Here is a 12637-nt window from a genome sequence, read left to right on the forward strand (position 1 = left end):
CTTTTTAGATATGGTAATATTATAAAATGTCAGCATTAAATTGGGCTCAATCTCTTTAGTCAACTAAAATGTCAAGTGCGATTTTTGGCGCGGAATGCATAATACTTGCACATTTGACGTATAATGTTTACATTTTGGGCAAAATTACTTGATATGGAACCATCGCGCCGCGCTGCGTTTGGTTGGCTGCCGGAACACGCTCTTTTTTCGAACTATTCGATAAGGGCTTTTCTTTATTTAAAGTGTACGCAGTGATATATCGATGCTGTGAGACAGACATGAGGGGTGAGGTTAAGTTGGCAGGACAACTTGTTCAGTATGGTCGGCGCACGCGGAGAAGTTACGCCCGGATCAACGAGGTGCTGGAAGTCCCGAACCTGATTGAAATCCAACAAAAATCGTACGAAAAGTTCTTGGACAATGACTTGCTTGAGTTATTCCAGGACATTTCGCCGATTCAGGACTTTACGGGCAATCTATCGCTTGAGTTTATCGACTATAGCTTAGGCGAACCGAAATATTCGGTCGATGAATCAAAGGAACGCGATGTGACGTATGCTGCTCCACTACGCGTTAAAGTACGGCTCTTCAACAAAGAAACCGGCGAAGTGAAAGAACAAGAAGTGTTCATGGGCGACTTTCCGCTGATGACAGAGACCGGTACGTTCATTATTAACGGGGCGGAACGTGTTATTGTCAGCCAGTTGGTTCGATCCCCAAGTGTGTACTTCAGCACGAAGGTTGATAAGAACGGGAAGAAAACATACACGGCAACGGTAATTCCGAATCGCGGAGCTTGGCTCGAACTTGAGACGGATGCTAAAGACATCATTTACGTTCGTATTGACCGGACCCGGAAAATACCGGTGACGGTGCTTTTGCGCGCTCTTGGCTTCGGGACCGACGCTGAAATCCTAGAATTGCTCGGCCATGACGAGTATATTCGCAACACGCTGGATAAAGACAACACAGATTCGACTGAGAAAGCGTTGATCGAGATCTACGAACGCCTTCGTCCAGGCGAGCCGCCTACATTGGACAATGCAAAGAGTTTGCTAGTTGCTCGTTTCTTTGATCCAAAACGTTATGATTTGGCTAACGTTGGTCGTTACAAAATAAACAAAAAGCTTCACATCAAGAACCGCCTGTTTAACCAACGTCTTGCTGAGACACTGGTTGATCCAGGTACGGGTGAAATCATCGCAGAAGCAGGGCAAATGATTGACCGTCGTCTGCTTGATGAGATCCTCGACAAATTGGAGAAAAACGTCGGCTTCAAAACATATCATGTTGCTAATGGTGTGTTGGATGCAGACAGCATTCCACTTCAAGCGATTAGTGTGTATTCACCGCTTGATGATGCGAAGGTCATTAAAGTTATTGCGAATGGCGTAATTGATAAATCCGTTAAGCATATTACGCCTGCGGATATTATTTCGTCCATTAACTATTTCATTAACCTTCTGCATGGCGTAGGCAACACAGACGATATCGACCATCTCGGTAACCGCCGTTTGCGTTCGGTAGGCGAATTGTTGCAAAACCAGTTCCGTATTGGTCTGTCCCGTATGGAACGTGTTGTTCGCGAAAGAATGTCGATTCAAGACGCTAACGCGATCACGCCGCAAGCTTTGATCAACATTCGACCAGTTATTGCGTCGATTAAAGAATTCTTTGGCTCCTCGCAGCTGTCGCAATTCATGGACCAAACGAACCCGCTGGCAGAATTGACGCACAAACGTCGTCTGTCTGCACTCGGTCCGGGTGGTTTGACACGTGAGCGTGCAGGCTTCGAAGTACGTGACGTCCATCACTCCCACTATGGGCGGATGTGTCCGATCGAAACACCAGAGGGTCCGAACATCGGTTTGATCAACTCCTTGTCGACATTTGCTCGTATTAACGAGTATGGCTTCATTGAGGCGCCTTACCGTTGGGTTGATCCGAAGACTAGTATCGTTACCGAGCAAATCTCGTATTTGACGGCTGACGAGGAAGATAACTACGTTATCGCACAAGCGAACGCGAAGTTGGCAGAAGACGGTAGATTTGTCGACGACAGCGTAATCGTTCGTTATAACAAACAAGCAGATAACATCCTGACTATGCCAAGCGAACGCGTTGACTACATGGACGTATCGCCGAAGCAGGTTGTATCGGTTGCTACAGCGCTCATTCCGTTCTTGGAAAATGACGACTCCAACCGTGCGCTCATGGGATCCAACATGCAACGTCAAGCTGTGCCGCTTCTTATTCCTAAAGCACCACTCGTTGGTACTGGTATGGAACACAAATCGGCAAAAGACTCTGGTGTATGTATTGTATCCAAGTTTGACGGTGTTATTGATCGAGTTTCTGCAAATGAAATTTGGCTGCGCCGTACTGAAGTTTTGGACGGCAAACAAGTTGTTGGCGATCTCGTAAAACATAAACTGCATAAGTTTATGCGTTCTAACCAAGGAACATGTATTAACCAACGTCCGCTTGTCCGCAAAGGTGATGTGATCAAAGTTGGCGATATTCTCGCTGATGGTCCTTCGACAGAGCAAGGCGAATTGGCGCTTGGCCGTAACGTTGTCGTTGCGTTCATGACTTGGGAAGGCTACAACTATGAGGATGCGATTCTTCTTAGCGAGAAGCTTGTGAAAGAGGATGTTTATACATCCATTCACATCGAGGAATATGAATCCGAAGCACGTGATACGAAGCTTGGACCAGAAGAAATTACGCGCGACATTCCGAATGTCGGCGAAGAAGCGCTTAAGAACCTCGACGAACGCGGTATTATCCGTGTCGGCGCAGAGATTGGCGCTGGCGATATCCTCGTTGGTAAAGTAACACCTAAAGGTGTTACGGAACTGACAGCGGAAGAACGCCTCCTTCACGCGATCTTTGGTGAGAAAGCTCGTGAAGTCCGTGATACATCGCTTCGTGTACCGCATGGTACCGACGGTATCGTTGTAGACGTTAAAGTATTTACTCGTGAGAACGGCGATGAACTGCCACCAGGCGTGAATCAGCTGGTCCGTGTATATATTGCTCAAAAACGTAAAATTTCCGAAGGCGACAAAATGGCAGGACGCCACGGTAATAAAGGGGTTATCGCCCGTATTATGCCTGAGGAAGATATGCCGTTCTTGCCAGACGGTACACCAGTAGAAGTCGTGCTTAACCCACTAGGCGTACCATCACGGATGAACATCGGTCAAGTACTCGAAGTCCATCTGGGTATGGCTTGTAAACAGCTCGGCTTGCATGCTGCAACACCGGTATTCGACGGTGCGCGCGAGTATGACGTATTTGACACAATGGAAGAAGCCGGTATGCAACGTAACGGTAAAACGGTTCTGTACGATGGACGTACAGGTGAATCGTTCGAACGTGAAGTTACAGTTGGCGTCATGTACATGATCAAACTGGCGCACATGGTTGACGATAAAATCCATGCCCGCTCGACTGGTCCTTACTCCCTCGTTACGCAACAGCCATTGGGTGGTAAAGCTCAATTCGGTGGTCAGCGTTTCGGCGAGATGGAAGTTTGGGCGCTTGAAGCATACGGCGCTGCCTATACGCTTCAAGAGATTCTTACCGTCAAATCCGACGACGTTGTCGGCCGTGTGAAGACGTACGAATCGATCGTGAAGGGTGAGAACGTACCGGAGCCAGGTGTTCCTGAGTCGTTCAAAGTATTGATCAAAGAGCTTCAGTCTCTAGGTATGGACGTTAAGATCCTTTCCGAGAATGAAGAAGAGATCGAGATGAGAGAAATCGATGACGAAGATGACGGTACGAGCGATAAGCTCAACCTGAATTTGGAAGGTGCCGAAGCAGGCGCTGAATAAGAAGATTTGATTATAGGCTGCTCGTCCTTCGTCAGAAGGGCGTGCAGCCGCCAATTTGTACGACATAGCCATACATGACGAAGGAGGGTTGCTCCTTGTTGGACGTGAACAACTTCGAGTATATGAAAATCGGGCTTGCCTCGCCGGATAAAATTCGTTCTTGGTCCCGCGGAGAAGTCAAAAAACCGGAGACGATCAACTATAGGACGTTAAAACCGGAGAAAGAAGGTCTTTTCTGTGAGAAGATCTTCGGGCCTACTAAAGACTGGGAATGTCATTGCGGTAAATACAAACGCGTTCGTTATAAAGGCGTAGTCTGTGACCGCTGTGGCGTTGAAGTAACTCGCGCTAAAGTACGCCGCGAGCGTATGGGCCATATCGAGCTTGCTGCTCCTGTATCGCATATCTGGTACTTTAAAGGTATTCCAAGCCGTATGGGCCTTGCGCTTGACATGTCGCCTCGTTCGCTTGAGGAGATTATCTATTTTGCATCCTATGTTACTACCGATCCTGGTGATACGCCGCTTGAGAAAAAACAACTGCTGTCGGAGAAAGAATACCGCAGCTACCGTGAAAAATACGGTTATGGCTTCCAAGCGAGCATGGGTGCAGAAGCAGTTAAGAAATTGCTTCAAGACATCGATGTAGAGAAAGAACTGGAACAACTGAAAGAAGAATTACGCACTGCTCAGGGGCAACGCCGTAATCGTGCGATTAAGCGTCTTGAAGTTATCGAAGCATTCCGTAACTCCGGCAATCAGCCGGAATGGATGATTCTCGATGTACTTCCGGTTATCCCGCCAGAGCTTCGTCCGATGGTACAATTGGATGGCGGACGTTTCGCAACGTCTGACTTGAATGACTTGTACCGCCGTGTTATTAACCGTAACAACCGTCTGAAACGTCTACTTGACCTTGGTGCACCAGACATTATCGTTCAGAATGAGAAGCGTATGCTGCAAGAAGCAGTTGATGCCCTCATCGATAACGGTCGTCGTGGTCGTCCAGTAACAGGCCCAGGTAACCGTCCTTTGAAATCGCTCAGCCATATGCTGAAAGGTAAACAAGGTCGTTTCCGTCAGAACTTGCTCGGTAAACGGGTTGACTACTCTGGTCGTTCCGTTATCGTAGTAGGTCCAAACCTGAAAATGTTCCAATGTGGTCTTCCAAAAGAGATGGCGCTGGAGCTGTTCAAGCCGTTCGTTATGAAAGAGCTTGTTAATAAAGGTTTGGCTCATAATATCAAGAGCGCAAAACGTAAAGTTGAACGCGTTAGCCCAGAAGTATGGGACGTTCTTGAAGAAGTAATCAAGGAGCATCCGGTTCTTCTTAACCGTGCCCCTACGCTTCACCGTCTTGGTATCCAAGCGTTCGAACCAATCTTGGTTGAAGGCCGCGCCATCAAGCTTCATCCGCTCGTATGTACCGCTTATAACGCGGACTTTGACGGTGACCAAATGGCCGTTCACGTACCACTGTCGGCAGAAGCACAAGCTGAAGCACGTCTCCTGATGCTTGCATCGGGTAACATTTTGAACCCGAAAGACGGCAAACCAGTTGTTACACCATCGCAGGATATGGTTCTCGGATCGTATTACTTGACGATGGACAACAAGGAAGCCAAAGGTTCCGGTTCTGTGTTCTCGACTGTGAACGAAGCAATCTCCGCTTATCAGCGTGGCATTGTATCGCTTCATGCTCGTGTATTCGTGCCAGCTAAAGTACTGAAGAAAACGATCTTTACGGAACAGCAGCAGAACTCGCTGATTAGTACAACGGTTGGTAAAGTCATTTTCAACGAGATCTTCCCGGAAGACTTCCCTTACATCAACGAAGCTACTAAAGCGAACTTGTTGCACGGAACACCGGATAAGTATTTCGTATATGAAAAAGGCAGCGACCTGAACAAAATTGTTGACGAATTACCAATTGCCGGCGGTGTCGGTAAAGAGTATCTCGGCAACATCATCGGCGAATGCTTCCGTATCTACCATACAACTTTAACGTCGATTATTCTTGACCGCATTAAACAGCTCGGCTTTACGTACTCTACTCGCGCGGGTATTACCGTAGCGGTATCGGACGTTATTGTTCCAGAGGAAAAAGTCGAGATCTTGAAAGAATCCGACGCTAAAGTAGCTGTCGTTATGAATCAGTACCGTCGTGGTCTGATTACAAACGAAGAGCGTTATGACCGTGTTATCGAAATTTGGAGTAAATCCAAAGATCAAATTACGGAAATTCTCATGAGATCGATGGACCGTTACAATTCCATCATGCTCATGGTTGACTCCAAAGCACGGGGTAACAAATCGCAGATCGCTCAGCTCGGCGGTATGCGTGGTCTGATGGCGAACCCATCCGGTCGTATCATCGAGTTGCCAATCAAATCGAACTTCCGTGAAGGCCTTACCGTCCTCGAGTACTTTATCTCGACGCATGGTGCGCGTAAAGGTTTGGCCGATACAGCCCTTCGTACGGCTGACTCGGGTTACTTGACTCGTCGTCTGGTTGACGTTGCGCAGGATGTTATCGTTCGTGAAGATGATTGTGGTACAGATAAAGGCTTTGCTGTTAGCAAAATCCAAGATGGTAAAGAAGTTATTGAGGATCTGTATGACCGTATCGAAGGTCGTTATGCATTCGAAACGATTCGTCATCCTAAAACGGGTGAAGTTATCGTTAAGAAGAGCGAGCTTATCGATTCCGGTAGAGCAGATGCGATTATCGATGCTGGTATCGAGAAACTTCAGATCCGTTCGGTGCTTAGCTGCCGTGCGCGTCATGGCGTATGTAAAATTTGCTATGGCCGTAACTTGGCAACAGGCAAACACGTTGAGATCGGTGAAGCTGTTGGTATTATCGCAGCGCAATCGATCGGTGAACCAGGAACACAGCTTACAATGCGTACGTTCCATACCGGCGGCGTAGCCGGCGACGATATTACGCAAGGTTTGCCGCGTATCCAAGAGCTCTTCGAGGCGCGTAATCCGAAAGGTCAAGCGATTATCACTGAGCTCGACGGTGTCGTGAAAGAAATTCGCGAAGCGAAAGACCGTCGCGAAGTTGAAGTACAAGGCGAAGCGGAAACGAAAGTATACGCAATTACGTATGGTTCGCGTATCCGTGTAACCGAAGGCCAGCAAATCGAAGCCGGCGACGAGCTGACAGATGGTTCGATCGACCCTAAAGATATGCTGCGCATTAAAGGTATCCGAGGCGTTCAAAACTACATTTTGCAAGAAGTACAGCGCGTATACCGTAACCAAGGTGTAGAAATCAACGATAAACACGTTGAGGTTATGGTTAAGCAAATGCTTCGCAAAATCCGTATCGTTGACGCTGGGGACACTACGCTTCTTCCAGGCGCATTTGTTGACATCCATGAATACGAAGCAGCTAACCGCGAAGCAATCTTTGCAGGTCTTGAGCCTGCGGTTGCGAAGCCAGTATTGCTTGGTATTACGAAGGCATCCCTTGAGACAGACTCGTTCTTGTCCGCGGCATCGTTCCAAGAAACGACTCGCGTATTGACCGACGCTGCTATCAAAGGTAAAGTCGACCAATTGCTAGGCCTGAAAGAGAACGTTATTATCGGTAAGCTGATCCCGGCTGGTACAGGTATGAACCGTTACCGCAGTATCAAGCTGGTAGGCCTTGAAGATGAGCCGGAAACAACTGAAGAAGGCGAATTGGAATCCGAAGCTGTAACGATTGAATAGTATAGTGTAATTAATGAGAAGAGCGCGGCATCGGCAGGGATGGTTGGTCTTCCCTGTTGATACTCGCTCTTTTACATGTATAATGATTAGTGGGCCGTACCTTTAACCGTCCGAATGAATTAACCATAACTTTGCAATTTGGACAGGGTGTATTACAGCTTGACACTTGTAGATGTAGGTGTTACTATATCGAAGTGTGCCTAATTGTGTGATCGCTCTACCGATGAAGGAAAGGTGATATCATGCAGTTCAAGGTTGGCGCGAAACAGACGACGAAGATGCTTGAGCAAGATAAAGCTATCGAAGTCTATGTAGCTCGTGATGCAGATCCAAGGATGATAGAGAAGATCGTTCATCTTTGCGAGCGGTTGAGTGTTCCGATTAAGTGGACAGATACGATGCATGAACTTGGGGAGACCTGCGGGATTGATGTCGGAGCTGCTATGGCAGCGCTCATACCTGATGAAGAATAATGAAAACATAATTTTTGTTGGTGCAGAATTGAAAGATGATGGACTGGCGAAAATTTTTATTTGTTCTTTTATGAACCGCCTGGATCTGTGGGCTTAATGATTGGGTTAAATGTCTTGCCATAAATAAGACATAATCATGGGAAGGGGGTGGCAACATGCCAACAATTAATCAGCTGGTCCGTAAAGGCCGCCAAGCTAAAGTCGTAAAATCGAAATCGCCTGCTTTGCAAAGAGGGTTTAACGCTCTGAAACGTGAAGCAACGAATATCAGCGCTCCGCAAAAACGCGGTGTGTGCACTCGTGTAGGTACTATGACTCCGAAAAAACCGAACTCCGCACTTCGTAAATATGCGCGTGTACGTTTGACTAACCGCGTAGAGGTAACGGCGTATATTCCAGGTATCGGTCATAACCTTCAAGAACACAGCGTTGTATTGATCCGCGGTGGACGGGTAAAAGACCTTCCGGGCGTACGTTATCATATCGTTCGTGGTGCATTGGATACTGCGGGTGTAAACAACCGTAACCAATCTCGTTCGAAATATGGTACTAAACGTCCTAAAGTTAAAAAATAATAAGTTGAATACATTCGGATAATATCCGGGTATAACGACTAACTGGGAAAGGGGGACTTTATCATGCCACGCAAAGGTCCTGTAACAAAACGTGATGTATTGCCAGATCCGCTTTATAATAGCAAACTGGTAACTCGTCTTATCAACCGTATTATGATCGACGGCAAACGCGGTGTTGCTCAAACGCTGTTGTATAATGCTTTCACGCTGATCCAAGAACGCACAGGTAAAGATCCAATGGAAACGTTCGAAGCAGCATTGAAAAACATTATGCCAGTACTTGAGGTTAAAGCACGCCGTGTAGGCGGTACTAACTACCAAGTGCCTATCGAAGTAAAACCAGAGCGCCGTACGTCGCTTGGTCTTCGTTGGCTCGTTAACTACTCGCGTAACCGCGGTGAGAAAACGATGGAAGAGCGTCTGGCAGCAGAAATCATGGATGCAGCGAACAACACTGGTGCATCTGTGAAGAAGCGCGAAGACACACACAAAATGGCAGAAGCGAACAAAGCGTTTGCTCACTACCGTTGGTAGGATTTTAAATAATTTGATTGAGTTTAACTCAATACACGAGAGGAGACAAATTCATGTCAAGAGAATTCTCCTTGAAGAATACGCGTAATATCGGGATCATGGCGCATATCGATGCTGGTAAAACGACTACAACTGAGCGTATCTTGTTCTATACAGGCCGTACTCACAAAATCGGTGAAGTGCATGAAGGCGCTGCAACGATGGACTGGATGGAGCAAGAACAAGAACGCGGTATTACGATTACGTCTGCCGCGACAACCGCTCAATGGGATGGTCATCGCATCAATATTATCGACACCCCGGGGCACGTTGACTTCACTGTTGAAGTAGAACGTTCCCTGCGCGTATTGGATGGGGCTGTTGGGGTTTTCAGTGCCAAAGAAGGCGTTGAACCACAGTCAGAAACAGTATGGCGTCAAGCTGACCGTTATGGCGTTCCTCGGATCGCTTACATCAACAAGATGGACATTATCGGTGCAGACTTCTTGAATGTTATTAAAGACATGCGTGAGCGTCTGCAAGCGAATGCTGTTGCGATTCAACTGCCGATTGGTGCTGAGAGTGATTTCCTCGGCGTAATCGATATTATTGATCGCGTAGCTTACAAATACAAAGATGATCTCGGAAAAGATCCTGAGAAAATCGAAATCCCTGCTGAATATGCTGACCAAGTAGAAGAGCTTCGTTTGGAGCTTATCGAGAAGGTAGCTGAGCTGGATGAAGAATTGACAATGAAGTATCTGGAAGGCGAAGAAATTACGATTCCAGAACTGAAAGCTGCACTCCGTAAGGGTGTTTGCGAAGTTAAGATCTTCCCAGTAATCGCAGGTTCTTCTTACCGTAATAAAGGCGTTCAAATGATGTTGGATGCAGTTGTTGACTTCCTCCCTTCCCCACTCGATGTTCCTGCTATTAAAGGTACACTCGAAGATGGCGAAGAGGGAGTGCGTCATTCTTCTGATGAAGAGCCGTTCGCGGCACTTGCATTCAAAATCATGACTGACCCTTATGTTGGTAAGTTGACGTTCTTCCGTGTATATTCGGGTATCTTGAAATCCGGTTCGTATGTTCTTAACGCAACAAAGAACAAACGTGAGCGGATTGGCCGTATCCTGCAAATGCATGCGAATGCACGTCAAGAGATCGCCGAAGTTTACTCCGGTGATATCGCTGCTGCAGTCGGTCTGAAAGACACGATCACGGGCGACACACTTTGCGATGAGAAGAGCCCTATCGTTCTTGAGTCGATGAACTTCCCAGATCCAGTTATCTCGGTAGCTATCGAACCAAAAACGAAAGCTGACCAAGATAAACTTGGTATCGCAATTTCCAAACTGGCTGAAGAAGATCCAACGTTCCGTGCTCATACAGACGAAGAAACGAACCAAACGATCATCTCGGGTATGGGTGAGCTTCACCTTGAAATCCTGGTTGACCGTATGCTTCGCGAATTCAAAGTTGAGACAAACGTTGGTAAACCTCAAGTAGCTTACCGTGAGACATTCCGTACTGCGGCTAAGGTTGAAGGTAAATTCGTTCGTCAGTCCGGTGGTAAAGGTCAATATGGTCATTGTTGGGTGGAATTCACTCCGCAAGAGCCAGGTCAAGGCTTCGTATTCGAAAACAAAGTTGTGGGTGGATCTATTCCTCGTGAATTCATTGGTCCTATCCAAGCGGGTATCGAAGAGTCGATGAAGAACGGCGTAATCGCTGGCTTCCCACTCGTTGACGTTAAAGCAACTGTTGTAGACGGATCGTACCATGACGTTGACTCCTCGGAGATGGCGTTCAAAATTGCAGGTTCGATGGCGCTTAAAGCTGCCAAAGAAAAATGTAACCCAGTTCTTCTTGAGCCAATCATGAAGGTTGAAGTTATGGTTCCGGAAGAGTACATGGGCGACGTTATGGGTATGTTGAACTCCCGTCGTGGTCGTATCGAAGGTATGGATACTCGTGCAGGTGCACAAATCATCCGTGCTAAGGTGCCTCTCGCTGAGATGTTTGGTTACTCCACAACTCTTCGTTCCGGTACTCAAGGTCGTGGCGTATTCTCCATGGAGCTTTCGCACTATGAAGAAGTACCACGTTCGATTTCGGAAGAAATCATTTCCAAACACAAAGGCGCTTAATTATTAAGTGACTTAACGATACCTTAGGGTATGCTAGGCCGGGCACAAAGGCTTCACAGCATTTGTGCTTTGCCCACACATAAAACTTTAGTTATATTGAGGAGGATTAAGTTCAATGGCAAAGGCTAAATTTGAACGTAATAAACCGCACGTAAATATCGGTACTATCGGTCACGTCGATCATGGTAAAACTACTTTGACTGCTGCAATCACTACTGTACTTTCCAAAAAATACGGTGGCGCTGCAATCGCTTTTGACCAAATCGACAAAGCTCCAGAAGAGCGCGAGCGCGGTATCACAATCTCGACAGCTCACGTTGAGTATGAGACTCCTAACCGTCACTATGCTCACGTTGACTGCCCAGGTCACGCCGACTACGTTAAAAACATGATCACTGGTGCTGCTCAAATGGACGGCGCAATCCTGGTTGTATCCGCAGCTGACGGCCCTATGCCGCAAACTCGTGAGCACATCCTTCTGTCCCGCCAAGTAGGCGTACCTTACATCGTAGTATTCCTTAACAAATGCGACATGGTTGAAGACGAAGAGCTTCTTGAACTGGTTGAGATGGAAGTTCGCGACCTTCTTAACGAGTATGAGTTCCCAGGCGACGACACTCCAATCATCCGTGGTGCAGCTCGTGAAGCACTGCAAAACCCTGAAGGTCCTTGGGCTGACAAAATCGTTGAACTGTTCGAGCAAGTGGATACTTACATCCCAACTCCAGAACGCGATACAGCTAAGCCTTTCCTGATGCCTGTCGAGGACGTATTCACAATCACTGGTCGTGGTACAGTTGCAACTGGCCGTATCGACCGTGGTGTGGTTAAAGTTGGCGACGAGATCGAAATCGTTGGTCTGGCTGAAGAAACTCGCAAATCCGTTGTTACGGGCGTAGAAATGTTCCGTAAATTGATGGATTCCGCTCAAGCGGGCGACAACATCGGCGCATTGCTTCGTGGTGTAGACCGTAAAGACATCGAGCGTGGTCAAGTATTGGCTAAACCGGCTTCGGTTAAACCACACACTAACTTCACAGCTCAAATCTACGTTCTGACTAAAGAAGAGGGTGGCCGTCACAAGCCTTTCTTCACTGGTTACCGTCCACAATTCTATTTCCGTACAACTGACGTAACAGGTATCATCAACCTGCCTGAAGGTACTGAAATGGTTATGCCTGGTGACAACATCACAGTTACTGTTGAGCTGATCGCTCCAATCGCGGTTGAAGAAGGAACTCGTTTCTCCATCCGTGAAGGCGGCCGTACTGTAGGCGCTGGCGCTGTAGCAACTATCCAAAAATAATAAAGTGCGGCATTAGCCGCGCTTTATCTTAAAAACCCTCTGCTTAACGCAGAGGG

General features: G+C 47.2%; 7 protein-coding genes. All 7 read left to right on the top strand.

Features of this window, described 5'->3' with window-relative positions; translation table 11 throughout:
- The first annotated feature begins 278 nt into the window (after nucleotides 1-278).
- The 7 genes from rpoB (at nucleotide 279) to tuf (ending at nucleotide 12581) form a co-directional block, all read left to right on the top strand.
- Nucleotides 279-3842 carry a DNA-directed RNA polymerase subunit beta gene (rpoB, locus tag AB4Y93_RS27505; RefSeq protein ID WP_441896853.1) on the top strand — a complete coding sequence of 1188 codons (3564 nt, stop codon included), beginning with the start codon at nucleotides 279-281 and terminating at the stop codon, nucleotides 3840-3842.
- A 122-nt stretch (nucleotides 3843-3964) separates the two neighbouring features.
- Entirely contained in the window at nucleotides 3965-7564 is a 3600-nt protein-coding gene (rpoC, locus tag AB4Y93_RS27510) for a DNA-directed RNA polymerase subunit beta' (protein WP_441896897.1), read from the top strand.
- 242 nt (nucleotides 7565-7806) lie between these two features.
- The gene (locus tag AB4Y93_RS27515) at nucleotides 7807-8037 is read left to right on the top strand and encodes a ribosomal L7Ae/L30e/S12e/Gadd45 family protein (protein WP_441896855.1); all 231 of its coding nucleotides are present in this window, start codon (nucleotides 7807-7809) and stop codon (nucleotides 8035-8037) included.
- Between the two features lie 155 nt (nucleotides 8038-8192).
- Nucleotides 8193-8612 carry a 30S ribosomal protein S12 gene (gene rpsL / locus AB4Y93_RS27520; RefSeq protein ID WP_015847231.1) on the top strand — a complete coding sequence of 140 codons (420 nt, stop codon included), beginning with the start codon at nucleotides 8193-8195 and terminating at the stop codon, nucleotides 8610-8612.
- Between the two features lie 63 nt (nucleotides 8613-8675).
- Nucleotides 8676-9146 (top strand): 30S ribosomal protein S7, encoded by a 471-nt coding sequence (rpsG, locus tag AB4Y93_RS27525; protein ID WP_091190695.1) that lies wholly within the window; start codon nucleotides 8676-8678, stop codon nucleotides 9144-9146.
- Nucleotides 9147-9199: 53 nt separating this feature from the next.
- The gene (gene fusA, locus AB4Y93_RS27530) at nucleotides 9200-11275 is read left to right on the top strand and encodes an elongation factor G (RefSeq protein ID WP_441896857.1); all 2076 of its coding nucleotides are present in this window, start codon (nucleotides 9200-9202) and stop codon (nucleotides 11273-11275) included.
- Between the two features lie 115 nt (nucleotides 11276-11390).
- Nucleotides 11391-12581, top strand: a complete 1191-nt coding sequence (gene tuf, locus AB4Y93_RS27535; protein ID WP_441896859.1) for an elongation factor Tu — start codon at nucleotides 11391-11393, stop codon at nucleotides 12579-12581.
- The last annotated feature ends 56 nt before the right edge of the window (nucleotides 12582-12637 follow it).

The organism is Paenibacillus sp. YAF4_2 (assembly GCF_052113225.1).
Lineage (GTDB): Bacteria > Bacillota > Bacilli > Paenibacillales > Paenibacillaceae > Pristimantibacillus.

Coding starts and splice junctions, on each gene's coding strand:
- rpoB (WP_441896853.1), top strand. CDS start 279: ATGAGGGGTGAGGTTAAGTTGGCAGGACAACTTGTTCAGTATGGTCGG.
- rpoC (WP_441896897.1), top strand. CDS start 3,965: ATGAAAATCGGGCTTGCCTCGCCGGATAAAATTCGTTCTTGGTCCCGC.
- AB4Y93_RS27515 (WP_441896855.1), top strand. CDS start 7,807: ATGCAGTTCAAGGTTGGCGCGAAACAGACGACGAAGATGCTTGAGCAA.
- rpsL (WP_015847231.1), top strand. CDS start 8,193: ATGCCAACAATTAATCAGCTGGTCCGTAAAGGCCGCCAAGCTAAAGTC.
- rpsG (WP_091190695.1), top strand. CDS start 8,676: ATGCCACGCAAAGGTCCTGTAACAAAACGTGATGTATTGCCAGATCCG.
- fusA (WP_441896857.1), top strand. CDS start 9,200: ATGTCAAGAGAATTCTCCTTGAAGAATACGCGTAATATCGGGATCATG.
- tuf (WP_441896859.1), top strand. CDS start 11,391: ATGGCAAAGGCTAAATTTGAACGTAATAAACCGCACGTAAATATCGGT.